Origin of the sequence: Nocardia puris, assembly GCF_003315035.1 — a bacterium.
Classification (GTDB): Bacteria; Actinomycetota; Actinomycetes; order Mycobacteriales; family Mycobacteriaceae; genus Nocardia; species Nocardia puris.
In genome coordinates this window covers 218,599-234,556 of record NZ_QNRE01000010.1, presented here as the reverse complement: position 1 = coordinate 234,556, position 15,958 = coordinate 218,599, and the positions used below count along the sequence as shown (strand labels likewise).

At 69.0% G+C, this 15,958-nt stretch carries 13 protein-coding genes and 2 pseudogenes; 6 read left to right on the top strand and 9 right to left on the bottom strand.

The genetic code is table 11. The features are described 5' to 3' along the window. The first annotated feature begins 13 nt into the window (after positions 1-13). Positions 14-1,270, top strand: coding sequence for a pyridoxal phosphate-dependent aminotransferase (locus tag DFR74_RS23605; RefSeq protein WP_067503908.1), 1,257 nt, complete (start codon positions 14-16; stop codon positions 1,268-1,270). A gap of 560 nt (positions 1,271-1,830) precedes the next feature. On the opposite strand, the gene DFR74_RS23600 is transcribed toward DFR74_RS23605, so the two are convergent. Next, complete coding sequence (locus DFR74_RS23600) at positions 1,831-2,184, bottom strand: hypothetical protein (protein ID WP_147265891.1); 354 nt, start codon at positions 2,182-2,184, stop codon at positions 1,831-1,833. Positions 2,185-2,552: 368 nt separating this feature from the next. Then, a pseudogene (locus DFR74_RS23595) lies at positions 2,553-2,771 on the bottom strand (dihydrofolate reductase family protein); the annotation flags it as partial. Between the two features lie 195 nt (positions 2,772-2,966). Between DFR74_RS23595 and DFR74_RS23590 the strand changes: the two are divergent. Then, complete coding sequence (locus DFR74_RS23590) at positions 2,967-4,241, top strand: YibE/F family protein (RefSeq protein ID WP_067503913.1); 1,275 nt, start codon at positions 2,967-2,969, stop codon at positions 4,239-4,241. 387 nt (positions 4,242-4,628) lie between these two features. Here DFR74_RS23590 and DFR74_RS23585 read toward each other — a convergent pair whose 3' ends face one another. Then, entirely contained in the window at positions 4,629-6,056 is a 1,428-nt protein-coding gene (locus tag DFR74_RS23585; protein ID WP_067503917.1) for an Hsp70 family protein, read from the bottom strand. Positions 6,057-6,183: 127 nt separating this feature from the next. After that, the gene (locus DFR74_RS23580; protein ID WP_067503920.1) at positions 6,184-7,506 is read right to left on the bottom strand and encodes a UDP-glucose dehydrogenase family protein; all 1,323 of its coding nucleotides are present in this window, start codon (positions 7,504-7,506) and stop codon (positions 6,184-6,186) included. 206 nt (positions 7,507-7,712) lie between these two features. Here DFR74_RS23580 and DFR74_RS23575 point away from each other — a divergent pair, with 206 nt between their 5' ends. Next, complete coding sequence (locus tag DFR74_RS23575; RefSeq protein WP_067503924.1) at positions 7,713-8,234, top strand: YdcF family protein; 522 nt, start codon at positions 7,713-7,715, stop codon at positions 8,232-8,234. 141 nt (positions 8,235-8,375) lie between these two features. On the opposite strand, the gene DFR74_RS23570 is transcribed toward DFR74_RS23575, so the two are convergent. The 5 genes and pseudogenes from DFR74_RS23570 to DFR74_RS37860 all read right to left on the bottom strand — a co-directional run bounded on the left by DFR74_RS23570 (position 8,376) and on the right by DFR74_RS37860 (position 12,666). Beyond that, entirely contained in the window at positions 8,376-9,050 is a 675-nt protein-coding gene (locus DFR74_RS23570) for a Panacea domain-containing protein (RefSeq protein ID WP_067503926.1), read from the bottom strand. A 35-nt stretch (positions 9,051-9,085) separates the two neighbouring features. After that, positions 9,086-9,195, bottom strand: a pseudogene (locus tag DFR74_RS37295) (DUF4433 domain-containing protein); the annotation flags it as partial. A gap of 217 nt (positions 9,196-9,412) precedes the next feature. Next, positions 9,413-10,612, bottom strand: coding sequence for a vWA domain-containing protein (locus DFR74_RS23560; protein ID WP_067503930.1), 1,200 nt, complete (start codon positions 10,610-10,612; stop codon positions 9,413-9,415). Then, positions 10,609-11,823 (bottom strand): AAA family ATPase, encoded by a 1,215-nt coding sequence (locus DFR74_RS23555; protein ID WP_067503934.1) that lies wholly within the window; start codon positions 11,821-11,823, stop codon positions 10,609-10,611. Before DFR74_RS23555 ends, DFR74_RS23560 begins: the two co-directional genes overlap by 4 nt. Before the next feature lie 42 nt (positions 11,824-11,865). After that, positions 11,866-12,666: a hypothetical protein gene (locus DFR74_RS37860; protein WP_324192251.1), complete on the bottom strand. Its 801-nt coding sequence runs from the start codon at positions 12,664-12,666 to the stop codon at positions 11,866-11,868. 231 nt (positions 12,667-12,897) lie between these two features. Here DFR74_RS37860 and DFR74_RS37855 point away from each other — a divergent pair, with 231 nt between their 5' ends. The 3 genes from DFR74_RS37855 (at position 12,898) to DFR74_RS23540 (ending at position 15,906) form a co-directional block, all read left to right on the top strand. Next, a complete protein-coding gene (locus DFR74_RS37855; RefSeq protein ID WP_324192252.1) occupies positions 12,898-13,290 on the top strand; it encodes a hypothetical protein in 393 nt (130 codons plus the stop codon). Between the two features lie 223 nt (positions 13,291-13,513). Next, positions 13,514-14,743 (top strand): acyl-CoA dehydrogenase family protein, encoded by a 1,230-nt coding sequence (locus DFR74_RS23545; RefSeq protein ID WP_067503941.1) that lies wholly within the window; start codon positions 13,514-13,516, stop codon positions 14,741-14,743. Beyond that, positions 14,743-15,906 carry an acyl-CoA dehydrogenase family protein gene (locus tag DFR74_RS23540; protein WP_067503946.1) on the top strand — a complete coding sequence of 388 codons (1,164 nt, stop codon included), beginning with the start codon at positions 14,743-14,745 and terminating at the stop codon, positions 15,904-15,906. Before DFR74_RS23545 ends, DFR74_RS23540 begins: the two co-directional genes overlap by 1 nt. Positions 15,907-15,958 lie beyond the last annotated feature (52 nt).

Sequence of the window (15,958 nt, the reverse complement as noted above, 5' to 3'; positions counted from 1 at the left end):
GGGGGATGGCACCATGGGACAGGTGAGTCCGAGTCAGCTACCGCATCGCCCGCCGCGCGTTTTCGAGCAGTCCACGAAACTGCAGAACGTCGTCTACGAGATCCGTGGACCGGTACACGCGCACGCGGCACGGTTGGAGGCCGAGGGCCACCGCATCCTCAAGCTGAACATCGGCAACCCGGCGCCGTTCGGTTTCGAGGCGCCCGACGTGATCATGCGCGACATCATCGCCGCGCTGCCGTACGCGCAGGGCTACTCCGAATCCAAGGGCATCCTGTCGGCGCGGCGCGCGATCGTCACCCGCTACGAGCTGGTGCCCGGATTCCCCGAGCTCGACGTGGACAGCGTCTACCTGGGCAACGGCGTCTCCGAGCTGATCACCATCACCATGCAGGCGCTGCTGGACAACGGCGACGAGGTGCTCATCCCCGCGCCGGACTACCCGCTGTGGACGGCCATGACGAGTCTGGCCGGCGGCACCCCTGTGCACTACCTGTGCGACGAGTCCAACGGCTGGCAGCCCGATATCGCCGATATCGAGTCGAAGATCACCGAGCGCACCAAGGCGCTGCTGGTGATCAACCCGAACAACCCGACGGGCGCGGTCTACTCGGCCGAGGTGTTGCAGCAGCTGGTCGATCTGGCGCGCAAGCATCAACTGCTGCTGCTGGCCGACGAGATCTACGACAAGATCCTCTACGACGACGCCAAGCACATCTCGCTGGCCTCGCTCGCGCCCGACCTGCTGTGTCTCACGTTCAACGGACTGTCCAAGGCGTACCGGGTGGCGGGGTACCGGTCGGGGTGGCTCGCCATCACCGGGCCGAAGGAGCACGCGGCCGGCTTCCTGGAGGGCATCGACCTGCTCGCCTCCTCGCGGCTGTGCCCGAACGTGCCCGCGCAGCACGCGATCCAGGTGGCGCTCGGCGGGCATCAGAGCATCGAGGACCTGATCCTGCCCGGCGGCAGACTGCTCGAACAGCGCGATGTGGCGTGGGAGCGGCTGAACATGATCCCGGGCGTCTCGTGCGTGAAGCCGAAAGGCGCGCTGTACGCGTTCCCGCGCCTCGACCCGAACGTCTACGAGATCCACGACGACTCGAAGCTGATCCTGGATCTGCTGCTCCAGGAGAAGATCCTCATGGTGCAGGGCACCGGCTTCAACTGGCCGCACCACGACCACCTGCGGATCGTGACGCTGCCGTGGGCGCGAGACCTCGCGGTGGCGATCGAGCGGTTCGGCAATTTCCTGGCGAGCTACCGGCAGTGACGCGCGTCTCGGGTGCAAACGCCGGAATCGCCCCGGTTCGACCCCTGAAACATACCGAATGTATGGATACGAGCGAGTTTTGAAGACCGACTAGCGCAAAAGTGGAGCTTTTGTGTACAGTGGCTCTCGGCACTTCTAGTGCCCGGTCGGGTTGCCTACCCCCCCTGGGCAACCTGGCCTCGGGTTCCGGCCGCCTACCCCCCTGGGCGTCGGCCCGCGGGCGGCGGAGACATCCCCCTGCTCTCCGCCGCCCCCTCCCCCGTCTCTCCGCGTTTTTTGGCCTGATTCAGGTGCGGGGTGAGTTGTGTACGCGGCCGGGGGTTCGGAGTTAGCCCGTTCGCGGCGAGTCCCCCATGTTCGTGCGTGATCAGTTGTTGCGTTTGCCGGGGTGTGGTGCCGTGTGCGGTGCCGCCCTTCCAGTCGTCTCGTTCGTTCGGGTCGGCTCGTCGGTCGGCCGCGGAGGGCGCTCTGCGGGGCGGGCGAGTGCATCGGTGCGGGGTGGGATGGTGGTGACCGAGTCTGTCGTCTGATCGAGGTGAGTTGTGGCGGCCAGGTCGGCGCTACTGCTCGTTGATGAGTTTCTTGCCGAGCGGTCCGATGACGCCCAATCCGATGACATAGATTGCCATGAAGATGAGGACGGGAAGTGGTATGCGACGATCCTCCTCGCTGATTATGTAGTTCAAATATGCCACCCACGGAAGGCAAAGCAGGCAGAGGACGATCGACCAGAGGGCGGTAAGCCGGTGCATGTTCTTGGTGTGAACTACGCTGGTTGGCCCGTCCGTGGCGGAATCGTCCTGAACCGTCTCGCGAGTCCTCGCGGACCATAGATGTTTCACCGAATCGAAAACGTGCACGACGATGATGAAGTAGAAGATGAAGAGGAGCGTTGAATTGTTGATCGGTGCCACTATCATCTTCTTTCGAACGAGCGTTGACGTAGGAGTCCATGGCGCGGAGCCCGCTCACCAGATCCTTGCCCTGACAGCTGGATACAGCGCACGGCGTCGGTGACTTCAGCTGGTACGGCAACGAACTGCCCACCCCGCGATTGCGACAAGAACACCCCCGGTGATCATCGATCGCCATGAAGCGTACCGTATCGCCGGCGCCGCTCCTGCGCTGCATCCGGGGACGGCGCCAGTTTCCGCAGATTGAATAAGGCCGTTCGGGATTCGATTTCGGCCATGGCGGAGGGCTCGAAGTGACACCGAGGGATATGGCAGGACGCAAGCGGCATTTCGCGGCCTGACCGGTATCGAGCGCATCACCGCGGATGTTCATGCCGGGCGGCATCGGGCTGTTGATCGCCGGTCGGCCAGTGGGAACTCATGATCTCCCACAGCTTGCGGCCGTACAGGAACAGGCCGATCGGCCGCTCTCGCTCGAGCCACCATTCGAATAGTTCGTCGCTCGGGTCGCTCCGGTTGAGGTCGCCGTCGGGCGCGGAGACGTAGCCGTCCAGGGCCAGGTTCATGCCGTAGATCAGCTTGCGCATGGCGCCGCGTTCTTCCGCCGGTCTCGGGAGTCCAGAACAGCTCGACGTGGGAGAACCGCGGGCTCGAATGCCGAGCCGGTGGGTCTGCCGGGGCTCGGTGTGAGTTCGGGGCCCGCCGAACTTGAAAACGAAATCCTTTAAGCTCGGCACCGCGCACGTTTCCCGTCCGGGGGACACGACGGAAGTAGGAGCCCGGTGAGCGACCACCATCACCACCATCACGATCATTCGGAGCCGATCCAGATCGGCGCCACGGCCACCCGTGTCGTGATCGGGCTGCTCACCGTCATCGGGGTCATCACCGTGATCGCGACCATCATCCTGTGGCCCAGCGCCCAGCACGTCGAGATTCCGCTGCCCATGCAGAACGCGGGGGGCGGGGCGGTGGAGACCGAGGCCGGCACCGTGGTGGCCCAGGACGTCGGGCCCTGCGGCAGCCCCTCCATCGGCAAGGTGTTCGCCGACAAACCCGAGGCGCCGCGCAACGACGCCTACACCTGTCAGCGCAGCCTCATCACCATCGACTCCGGACCGCACCAGGGCAACAAGACGCTGTTCGAGATCGCGCCCGGCCCCGGCCAGCCCGACCTGCGGGCCGGCGACCACATCCGCATCGTGCGCCAGACCGACCCCAACGGCACGCCGCTGTACTCGTTCGACGACTACGCGCGCGGATTCCCGTTGGCGCTCATCGTGATCGCGTTCGTGGTGGTGATCATCGCGGTGGCGCGGTGGCGCGGCCTGAAGGCGCTGATCGGGCTCGGATTCGCGTTCGGGGTGCTGGTGGTGTTCCTGCTGCCCGCGCTGCTGGACGGCAAGCCCGCGATCCCGGTCGCGCTGGTGGCGGGCTCGCTCATCCTCTACGCGGTGCTGTATCTGGCGCACGGGGTGAACCTGCGCACCAGTTCGGCCCTGCTGGGCACGCTCGCCTCGATGGCGCTGGCGGCGGTGCTCTCCTGGATCTCGATCGAGATCACCCACCTCACCGGTCTGTCGGAGGAACAGAACACCAACGTCGCCACCTACATCCAGCACGTCAGCATCACCGGACTGCTGCTGGCCGGGTTCATCATCGGCTCGCTCGGTGTGCTCAACGACGTGACCATCACGCAGGCGTCGGCGGCGTTCGAACTCGCGGCGCTCGACGAAGGCGCTTCCCGCCGTGAGGTTTTCGCCGCCGCCATGCGCGTCGGGCGCGACCACATCGCCAGCACCGTCTACACCCTGGTGCTCGCCTACGCCGGTGGCGCGCTGCCGCTGCTGCTGCTGTTCAGCGTCGCGGGCCGCTCGATCCGCGACGTGCTGGTCGGCGACGCGGTCGCCATCGAGATCGCCCGCTCGGCCGTCGGCGGCATCGCATTGGCGCTGTCGGTGCCGCTGACCACCGGCATCGCCGTCCTGCTCGCCCGCCCCTTCGGGCAGAAGACGGAAGTGAGCGCGCCCCGGCACGGGCGGCACGCGCGCGGCTGAGGGTTGGGGCGCGCCCGCGTCCTTGGCGGCTGCCGCGCAGCGCACGCCTTACTCTCGGTGGAGCCCGGCCGAGGTATCGAGGTAGTCGCTGACTCGATTACCTGCGGGATGGTCACGTCGTGGACCCCAGCCGACGGATCGTGGTGGCCGCTGACTCGATTGCCTGCGGGATGGTCACGTCGTAGGCCCCGGCCGTGAGATCGAGGTAGCTGCCGAGGGGTTCGACGACTTCCCGGTTGCGCAGCGCACGCCACGACCGCAGACCGCGCGTTCGGCGGACCAGTTGGGGTAGCCGATCCGCGCGGGGTGGTCAGGTCCGGTTCCGCTGATAGCCTGTCCGTGGCATGCCGGATTACGTTGTCAGCGCTGGTGATTCGCCCTGGCTCGTCAGCCCGGCGGGGGCGGGAGCGGGGGAATGAGCTCCGGCGGGATCGTCGGGACGACAATCGGGGGCAGGCCCGGCACGACGAACGTGTTGGGCCCCTGGGTCGGCGCCGGGGGCTCGCTGGTCTGGCGGCGCGGGGGCGGCGCGGCCACCGACTCGGTCTCGGTCTCGGTGGTGGTGGCGGGCGCGACCGCGATCTGGGGATCGAAGGTGGTGGTGCGGGGCGCGCTGGTGGGGGTGGCCGAAGGGGGTAGTTCGCTCGAGCGCGAATCCCGTTCCAGCACTTGGGGTCCGTAGCCGAGACCGATGCCGATCGCGGCCACCACCACCAGCGCGCTCACGGTGAGCACCGCGGCGTTGAGTTCGCGCTTCTTGCGGCGGCGCGGCGTGGCGGCCAGCCAGTCGTCGGCCAGCCCGTCGATATCGTCGAAGTCCGGGTCCGGCTGGGGGCGGCGCTTCTGCTTGCGCTTGGGCGGGGCCGAGAGCCACGCGGGCGACAGGTCGTCGTCGGTGAAATCCTCCGCCGGGGCCTGGGACGGCGCGGGCGCCGAGGCCGGGACCGGGGCGGCTGGGCGCACCGGCCGGGCCAGCAGCGCCGCGCCGCGCGCGATCACCGTCTCCGGGCTCTCCGGCACGATCACCGGCACACCCATCCAGCGCTCGAGTACCTTGCCGATCAACGGAATTCGCGCGCAGCCGCCGATGGCGAGCACGCCGTGCACGGGGTGGCCGGAGCGGGAGATCACGTCGCGCGCCATCCGCGCCGACGACTCCACCGCCAGCATGATCAGCGACTCGAAGTTCTCCTGCGCCAGCAGCACCAGGCCTTGCTCGCTGGGCAGCGCGACCGCGGTATTGGACGAGAGCTGTTCCTTCGCCTCCCGGCACAGCGCGTCCAGCGCCGCCAGACCCGCCGGGTCCTGCGGGTGCGCGATCCGGCCCGAGGCGATCTGCTGTTCGCGGATCAGCGAATCCAGGTAGTCACCGCTGATATCGCTGGTGCGTTCGGTGTGGCGGACCTGCTTGGTCTGGGCGTCGACCACGCTGACCGAGAGCCCGGTGGCGCCCAGGTCGTAGACGACCAGCGAGGAGATGCCGCGGATATCGCCGGTGGCCTGGGCGAATTCGAGCGCGGCGAAGATCTCGGGCACCAGTTCGTAATTGGTGACCTGCTGGCGAGCCATCGCCGCGCGCACCCCGTGCGCCTGCTGCTCGCTGCGGTAGGCGATCGCGGTGGCCGCGATGCCCGGTGGAGTGGCGAGCGTCACACCGACGGCCTCGGCGGCCAATTCCTCCGCGCGCTGCTCGTCGACGGGTACGGTGTGCAAGTCGAACGCGTCGGGCGTGACATGACCCGGCTGGATACCGGCGTGCGGGCGCGCCAAGCGGACAGCGCCGGCCCCCACCGAAACTCCCAGTACCGAACTCATCAGCTGCCCATCTCGTTCCACGCTTCACGACAAGGGTTCGCGCCGTGGGACGCGATCCGCTCCCGGGACCCTACCGGCGACACTGGGTCGCACACGAGGCAGGCGGAGGAGGCCTCGCCAGGCAACTCTACGGTGTACCGAGTCCGGCGTACACCCATCCCGCCCCTCTCCAGGTGGCACGATTGAGACAGTTTCGTCCGTCGATGATGGATCGTTCACGCACCACCCCGTCCAGATCCGCAGGTCGCAGCGCCGTGAACTCGTCCCATTCGGTCAGCACCAGCACCACGTCGGCGCGGTCGCACGCCTCGGCCACCGAGGTCGCGTAGTTCAGGGTCGGGAACACCCGGCGCGAATTCTCCAGTGCCTTCGGGTCGTACACGGTGACGACCGCGCCGTGCAGCTGGATCATGCCCGCCACGTTCAGCGCGGGCGAGTCGCGCACATCGTCGGATTCCGGTTTGAACGCCGCGCCCAGCACCGCGACGTTCGCGCCGAGCAGCGAACCGCCGCAGGCCTTCGCGGCCATGTCTACCACCTTGGTGCGGCGGCGCATGTTGATGTTGTCGACCTCGCGCAGGAACGCCACCGCGTGATCGGCGCCGAGTTCGCCGGAGCGCGCCATGAACGCGCGGATGTCCTTGGGCAGGCAGCCGCCGCCGAAACCCAGTCCCGCGTTGAGGAATCGGCGGCCGATGCGCGCGTCGTAGCCGAGCGCGTCGGCCAGCACCGTCACGTCCGCGCCCGTCGCCTCGCACACCTCAGAGACCGCGTTGATGAACGAGATCTTCGTCGCCAGAAAGGCATTCGCCGACACCTTCACCAGTTCGGCGGTGGCCAGGTCGGTGCGCAGGAACGGGACCTGCGCGTCGAGCAGGTCGGCGTAGATCTCGCGCACCAGATCCTCGACCCACCCGGCGCTCTCGCGCGCGTCGTCGACGCCGAGCACCAGGCGGTCGGGGCGCAGGGTGTCCTGCACGGCGAAGCCCTCGCGCAGGAACTCGGGATTCCACGCCACCTCCACCTCGGCGGCGGTGAGCGCGCGGGCCCGCTCGCCCAGTGCGGCGGCCGTGCCGACCGGGACGGTCGACTTGCCGATCAGCACCGACGGGCGTTCCAGCATCGGCGCCAGCGTGTCCACCACGGCGTGCACGTACTTCAGGTCGGCGGCGTACTCGCCCTTCTTCTGCGGCGTGCCGACCCCGAGGAAGTGCACATCCGCGTGCGCGGCCGCCTCGGCGTAGGACGTGGTGAAACGCAGCCGGCCCGCGTCGAGATTGCGCCGCAGCACATCCTCGAGCCCGGGCTCGTAGAACGGCACCACGCCGTCCGACAGCTTCGCCACCTTGCCCGGATCGACATCCACCCCGATCACGTCATGCCCGAGCTCGGCCATGCACGCCGCGTGCGTAGCCCCGAGGTACCCGGTTCCGAAGACAGTGCATCGCATGATCGATTGGTATGCCCCGTGCGTGGCCGCGCCACGTCAGCGAGGCAAGAGTCGAGGCAACATTGGGTGTACAAGCGGCAACAGCGCCGGGCGCACGCTTCTGAACTGCGCGAACCGCCCCCGACCGACCCACGATCGGCAGTCTTTGCCGCTGCCCAGGTTGTGGCTCACGTCGGCATAGAGTTTGGCGTGTGCCAGGGCGGTTGATGGTTCGCAGTGTGATCGGGCTCGCGGTGGTGGTGGCTGTGGGGGTGGCGGCGCTGTGGCCGGTGTATGTGCGGCCGCGGGTGGATGTGCCCGCGGCCGCCGACGCGATTCTGGTGTTGGGTGGGGCGCACGATGGACGCGAGGCGCTGGGGTTGCGGCTGGCGCGGGAGGGGTATGCGCCGCGCGTGCTGTTCTCCAACCCGTACGAGTACAGCTCGGTGATGAACCGCATCTGCCACGGCGGTTACCGCGTCGAGGTGATCTGCTTCGACCCCGACCCGCGCACCACGCGCGGCGAAGGCCGCGAACTCGCCCGCCGCGCCCGCGCCGAAGGCTGGACCCGCGTCATCGTCGTCACCTTCACCCCGCACATCTCCCGCGCCCGCTACATCTTCGAAAAGTGCTGGGACGGCGAACTTCTCTTCGTAGACCCGCAACCGAACCTGTCCCCACCCCGCTGGGCCTACGACTACCTCTACCAATCCGCGGCCTACGTGAAAGCCTTCTTCGAGGACTGCTGACCGCGCTGTGTCTCCCATCAACCAACCGGACCGAAAACCGCGAGGTCGGAACACCTTTCGTTCTTGTCCACCGTGGCGAGACGAATCTGGACCAACTGGCGGAGTCCGTCGAGTTCGCGGCTATCGATGCGGTGCCGACTGCTACGCCCGCGGCATGATCCGCTCCGCCAGCTGCTCGAGCGCCGCTTCGACATGCGCGTCGGTGAAGATTCGTCCCTTGCGCTCCGTCCACCCCCGTACCGCCTCGGCCGCTGCTCTCTTCTCGTGCGCGTCCTGGTTGGTCACGACCCAGTGTGCGCTGGCCAACAATTCGACACCATAAGGGCCTTCGAAACCCTCAACGATTCTCAGCACCGCGTCGCAGGCTTCCGTAACGCGCGCCCCGCGCTCCGACGCCGGAAATTCGTTCAGGGCGCGCGAGCCGTCCGCGGTCAGCGAGATCGGATTGTTGTCCAGCGTGCGCGCCGTCCCGTCTCCGAGTCCTGTCGTGAAGGCACCTTCCATATCTTGTAGCAAATGGCGGATCGTCTCGCTGTAGGGGCCGTAGCGTGCCGGAGCGAACTTCAGCCCCAGCGCGGGCTCCACCTGATTCGCGAAGTACATGAGTTTCTGAATCTCCAGATGCGACGCGCCGTCGGGCCCGTCGCGCAGTTCCAGGGATCGCCGTTTCGCGGCATAGGAACGGAGCAACTGGAGCACGAGCGCTCGCCCCCAGGTCATCGGGACATCGGACGGCGCGTCCAGAGTTCGAGGCCGATCGGACGGTGTGAACAGGACGACTTCCAGGCCCGTACGTTCGGCGAACGTCGCGATCAACCGAGGCTTGACGTCGGCCCAGTCGAGTCCGCCGTTCCCGGCAGGTTGTCGACGTGCGTGAAATGCCAGACGAGCCAGTCGCGCGGGTTGGTTCTGCTGGGCTGCCCCGCCTGGCCGCGAATCCCGACTCCGGAAAATACTTCAACGCTCCCGTCTCCCCCTGTCAGCCGAAGCATCGGCCATCAACGCTAGACGGATTCGAGCTCCGACGCACGCCGCGTCGGCGTGTCGAGAGGTTCAGTAGTGTTGACACGCAACACTTCTCGGTTCCGCACCGGTGAGCGTGTGCGGCTCGAACCAGAGGAGTGGCCGCGCGACCGCCCACGCGGGTGGTCCTGAGAACACTCGGCGGGACTCCTCAGCTATCCGATCTGCACGACCCGCGCCCAATCCGGTGGTTGGTCCGGCACGTAGGCGGGGTCGTAGGAGGTCCGGGATCGGCGGAAGAGGCCGACCACGGTGCGGCACCCCGGCGGGTTGCGTGGCCAGGGTGTCTGGCCGTCGGTCAGGACGACGAGGACGTCCGGGTGGGATTGTCCGCGAATGGCTTTCGCGATGCCGGAGCGCAGATCCGTTCCGCCGCCGCCGATCAGGGGTATCCCTTCGGCGCGGCACAGCGGGTGCGCGATCCGTGCCGCAGTATCGCAGGACACAACGGTGACGAGGTCGCGCCGGCCGCCCACGGCTCGGGCGATCGCCGCCACTTCCAGTAGCGCACTGCCCAATTCGGCGTCGCTGACCGATCCCGAGGTGTCGATGACCACGCTGACGCGGGGTGGTGTGCGCCGCAGACTCGGCAGCACGGCGCCGGGCACCGCGGCCGAGCGTCGCGCCGGGCGACCATAGCTGTAGTCGCCGGCGCCGGGTGCGGTGGCCGCCGCGCGCAGGGCGGCACCGAGCAGTTCCCGCCACGGCTGCGGCGGGTGCAGCGCCTCCTCGGCCCAGCGCCGCCAGCCCCGCGAGGCGTTCCCCGGACGGCCGACGATGCCTTGCGCCACCCGGAATCTCACGGCATCGCGCTCCTGATCGGTGAGCCCGTGCGCGCCGTCGGGGCCCATGTCCCAGTCGCGGTCGAGGCCGTCGGCGCCGCTGCCGCAGTCGAGCCAGGCCGCGTTCTCGGTGTGCGGGCCGAGGCGGAACTGCCGCAGGTAGTCCTCCATGAGTTCGCCCGCGGGCAGCCCGAGGTCCGCGGGCAGGACGGCGCCCTCGGGACACACCAACCCGTCGCCGAACGCGTCGTCGTTGATCTCGGCGTCGGCGGCGATGTTCATCCGCAGGCGCTCGGCGGGCCCGGTCAGGTTGTGCGCGCGGGCGTAGCGGTCGCTGCGGCCGTGATGATCGCGCAGCAGGTGCGACACCTCGTGCACCAGCACCGACGCCAAATCCGCTACGGGCGTGCGATTTACGAAGGCGGGGGAGAAGTAGCAGCGCCAGTACCGGTCCACGCCCATCGTGGGCACCTGTCGCGATTCCACGAGGTGCAGCGCGTACAGCGCGGTCGCCAGGTAGGGCCGCGCGCGGGCAGCGTGCAGGCGGGCCGTGAAGAGTTTGTCGAGGGTCATCGGCGCACCTGCGCGGCGACGCGGTCCGCCTCCCGGGACATCGACACCATCCCGGCGAGCTGTTCGATCGACGCGGGCACGTCCCAGCCCTCGCGGCGCAGCGTGGCGAGCGTGGTCGCGGGGACGACCACCAGATCCGGCGCACCGGTCTCCACCGCCTTGACCAGCAGCGCCCAGGCCGCGTCCCAGCGAGCCCGTTCCGGCCGCCGCCGGACCGCCGCCACCACGGCATCGAGCGCGGCCAGCCGCAGGTCGCCGCGTTCGGGCAGGTCGGCGGCGTCCGGATCGGCGAGCAGCGTTTCGGGGTCGGGGAGATCCATCCGATCGATGTGGGCCAGCAATTCGAAACCGGGACCGTCGCCCACGGAGCCCCGGACCAGCAGCGACAGCACGTCCCGGGACGAGCCCGCCGCGGTCGCGAACGCGAGCAGCCGCACCGTCATATCCCAGCTGCGCGGCGACGGCCACGCACCGCCCCGGCGCGTCTCGGTGGTGGGGAGCTGGTGCACGAGGGCGGGTCGGCCGCCGAGCAGACCGCACACCGCCTGACGAGCGAAAGCTACTGCTTCCGTAAGCTTTTCGGGATCGAGCCGGGGCATGATCGCGCGCGGCCAGGTGCCGCCCAGCCCGCGCACCACCACCTCGTGGTCGTGCGCCCAGTGCAGGTGCACGAACCTGTTGGCCAGCGGCGGGCTCAACTCCCAGCCGTCGGCCGCCGACGCGCGCGGGTTGGCGGCGGCCACGATCCGGACCTCGGGCGGCAGCCGCAGCGCGCCGATCCGCCGTTCCAGCACGAGGCGCAGCAGCGCGGCCTGGACGGCGGGCGGCGCCGTGGACAGTTCGTCCAGGAACAGCAGGCCCCGGCCGGCGCGCACGAGGCGGACCGCCCAATCGGGCGGGGCCATCGGGACGCCCTGTTCGGCGGGGTCGTCGCCGAGCACGGGCAGGCCGGCGAAGTCCGAGGGCTCGTGCACACTCGCGATCACCGTGGTCAGCGGCAGTTCCAGGGACGCCGCGAGCTGGGTGAGGGCCGCGGTCTTGCCGATCCCCGGTTCGCCCCACAGGAGTACGGGCAGGTCGGCCGCCACGGCCAGCGTGAGCGCTTCGAGTTGATTGTCGGGGCGGGGTTCGGTGGACACCGCGCCGAGCAAGCCGAGCAGTTCGCCGGCGACGTCGAGTTGGGCGCGTTCACGGAGGGCGGTATTCGTCATGTGGGAATCACCTTGTGGTGTAGAGGAATTGGGGAGTGCGCGTCAGCGCGTGGTCGCGTGGCGCGGATGCGCGCGACGGTCGCGGCGGCGCGCATCGGGCCGCACGCGGGTGGGGCCGGCTGCGATGAGCCCGGCCTTGAACAGTCCGTAGGTGATCCGCCGTTGCGCGGCGAGTTCCAGTTCGTCGCGCAACGGGCCGTCGCGCAGCACGGCATCGGGTCCGAGCAGGCCCTCGACCACTGCCAGCGCGCCCGCGGTGTCGCCGTGGTCGAGGCGTTCCCGGACGCCGGTGAGGCAGTCCGGGTGACGGTGGGCTCGGTCGATGGCGCGTAGGCAGGGCAGGGGAGCGCCGGTCAGGGCGGCGAGCAGTTCTTCGCGACGGATTTCGGCGGGATCGTGATCGAGCGCGGTCAGCACGCCCTCGGACAGGCCGATTCGGTGCTGTTCGCCTCGGCATTCCACGAGCTTCACCCGGTCGGTTCGATCCGGAGGGGCTGTCGTGATCGGCGTGCGATCCGGTGCGAGCGCCTCGGCGATCAGCGGATGCAGGCGGTCGGCCGTTATCGCACCGGCGCGGAGCAATTCCAGATCGGGCGGTGTCCAGACCGACGCGTCGGGGAGGAGTGGGAGTCCGGATACGGTGCCGCGCGGGGGATCTGCGATCCGCAACGCCTTGTCGTCCGAAACCTCGGCCACCACCTCGCGCCGCGCGCCGAACCGCACCCGGACGAGGCCCTTCGGGCGGCCCTCGGCGCGCAGCAGGATTTCCGCTTCGGACGCCCAGGTGTGGATGGCGCAGCCTTCGGGGAGGTCGGCGGTCTTCCCGGCGAGGTTTTCCGACACTGAATACGGCCCAGTGAGAACTTCGAATTTGTCTGCCCCGGAACGTATTCGAAGCTCACTGGTTCTCCGCGCATCCCACAGGTGGCGGTGGAGATCCAGGCGGAAGCGCCGGTTGGGGCGCGGGTGCGGATGCGGTCCGGTGTCGGATCCGTCCCACAGCGCGAGCGTGATCCGTTGCCCGGCATCGGCCCACGCCGGTGCAGTGCGGGCCACCAAATAGACTGCACCGCAATGCTTTCCCAAGTCCGGTGGACCGTATCGCGCCAGGGCGATGGTCAGGCCGGGACGCAGCAATCCGTCGGGTGCGACGCGGGGGAGGTGCCATCGCAGCAGATCGGGTGCGAGATGGCGCAAGTCGGCCCGGAGCTGGGCGGCGGTCTCGGTGCCGTGGACGCGAGCTACGGCACGTGGATTGATATCGGTATCGAAACCCGCTGCGGCACAAGCACCAACCCAATCACCGGCATGACGCCGGGCGGTCGCGGTTTCGATCATCGTGGGCGGCACGGCGTACTCGCGCACGCGCAGCCAGAAGGCGAGGCGGGAATCGTCCCTGTTCGTGAATCGAGTGCCCATCAGCACTCACCTGGCACGAACGGGACCCCCAATCTTTGCTCGGGATGAGTGGTCACCGTGCCGATCATACGCGCGTGCGGTGCGGCGCGTGGTGCCGCGCCCGTCCCCGGGCTGTCGGCAGGGATGGCGGCACCGTGTCGCGCCCGGCTGGCGCGCAAAACTGATGGCGGGTGGCGTCAGTTTGATTTCCGGACCCCGATGGGCCTACATTGGGGGCGTATTGGCCGGTGGCCAATTGTTGTGCGCCGTGGCATCACCGCCGGGAGGACAGATGGATTACGACTGGTCAGCGGCCGATCTGGCCTTCCGGGACGAGGTGCGGGCGTTCCTCGACGCGAAGCTCACGCCGGAGTTGCGGCGGGCCGGGCGCTCGGCGACGAGCGTCTACCCCGACCACGAGGCCAGCATGGAGTGGCAGCACATCCTGCACGAGCGCGGGTGGGCGGCGCCGCACTGGCCCGTCGAGCACGGCGGCTGCGACTGGAGCCTCACCCAGCACTACATCTTCCACCGCGAACTCACCCTCGCGGGCGCGCCCCCGCTCTCGCCGATGGGCATCCGGATGGTCGCGCCCGCCATCATCGCCTTCGGCACCCCCGAACAGAAGGCGTTCTACCTGCCGCGCATCCTGACCAGGGAAGTGTTCTTCTGCCAAGGCTATTCGGAGCCGGAGGCCGGATCGGACCTCGCCTCGCTCACCATGGCGGCCGTGGACGACGGCGACGATTTCGTCTGCACCGGCAGCAAGATCTGGACCACGCACGCCACCGAGGCCAACTGGATCTTCTGCCTGGTGCGCACCGCCAAGACCGGCAAGAAGCAGCAGGGCATCACCTTCCTGCTCATCGACATGACCGCGCCCGGCATCGAAATCCGGCCGCTGGTCATGACTTCGGGTGAGCAGGTGCAGAACCAGGTGTTCTTCGACAACGTGCGGGTGCCGAAGGCGAACGTGCTCGGCCGGGTCGACGAGGGCTGGACTGTCGCGAAGTACCTGCTGGTGCACGAGCGCGGCGGCGCGGCGGCCCCGTGGTTGCAGGTGATGGCGCAGGACATCGCCGAGGCGGCGGCCGCGCAGCCCGGTCCGGACGGCAACGCCTTGATCGACGATCCGCTGTTCGCGAACCGGTTGGCGGACGCCAGGATTCGCACCGAGGTCCTGGAAGTCCTGGAGTACCGGACCATTTCCGCGATGGCGCAGGGGCGCGACCCGGGTCCCGCGTCCTCGCTGCTGAAGATTCTCGCCACCGAATTGAGCCAGCAGCTCACCGAACTCGCGCTGGACGCGGCCGGGCCGCTCGGCCGGGCCTACCAGCCGCACGCCACGGCGCCCGGCGGTCCCGTCGCCGACTACACCCCGCCCACCGACGGCTACCACAGCGGGGCGGACTGGCAGGCGGTCGCGCCGCTGCGGTACTTCAACGATCGCGCGGGCTCGATCTACGCGGGCAGCAACGAAATTCAGCGGAACATTCTCGCCAAGGCAGCATTGGGGCTCTGATGGACTTCACACTCACCGAGGAGCAGCAGCTCCTCCGCGACTCCGTCGCCGGGTACCTCGGCGCGAAATACGACCTGGAATCCAGCCGCGCCGCGGCGAAATCGGCCGCCGGGTGGCAGCCGGACGTGTGGCGCGGATTCGCCGAGGAGCTGGGTATCCTCGGCGCCGCGCTGCCCGAGGACGTCGGCGGCGATGGGGGCGGTCCGATCGAAACCATGGTCATCGCCGAGGAATTGGGGCGTGCGCTGGTCGTGGAACCTTTCGTGGATACCGTGGTACTCGGCGGCGGCCTTCTGGCCGGCGCCGGTGGGGAACGCGCGTCAGCTGTGTTGCGGGACATCGTGCTCGGGAAGGCGCGGGTCGCGTTCGCTTCGCTGGAAGCGGACTCGGGTGCCGTGCCATTGCACGTCGGTACCTCGGCGCGGCGCGACGGGGAGTCGTGGGTGATCGACGGCGCGAAGGTCGTGGTGGTGGGCGTGCCCGCCGCGACGCACCTCGTCGTCTCGGCGCGCACCTCCGGTGGGCGACTGGATGATGCGGGAATCTCGTTGTTCCTCACCGAATTCGATGCCTCCGCCCCGCCGGAGGGTGTGCGAGTGCACCCGTACCGCACCATCGACGACCGCGCCGCCGCCGACCTCGAGTTCACCGGCTGCCGCCTGCCCGCCGACGCGCTGCTCGGCGCGGAAGGCGAAGCGGGGGAGACGATCTCGGCCGCCGTGGATGCCGCCACCGCCGCGATCTGCGCCGAGGCAGTCGGCTGCCTGCGAAAGGTGTTGTCCGACACCGTCGAATACGCCAAGCAGCGGCATCAGTTCGGCGTGCCCATCGGCAGCTTCCAGGTGCTCCAGCACCGCATGGTCGACATGTACATCGAGCTGGAACAGTCCGTGGCCGCGGCCCACCTCGCCGCCCACGCCCTCACGGCCGCCCCACCCGCCCGCGCCCGCGCCGTCTCCGCCGCCAAGGCCACCATCTCCCGCGCGGCCCGCTTCGTCGGCCAGAACGCCGTCCAACTGCACGGCGCCATGGGCATGACCGAAGAACTGGCCATCGGCCACTACTTCAAACGCCTCACCGCCCTCGAACGCGAACACGGCACCGCCGACCACCACCGCACCCGCTACGCCCACCTCACCCGCCCGCAGCCGACGCGGGCGTAAAGACCGAAACGCCGCCCGGCAGCACCCCTGTGCTGCCGGGCGTCCGCGCGTC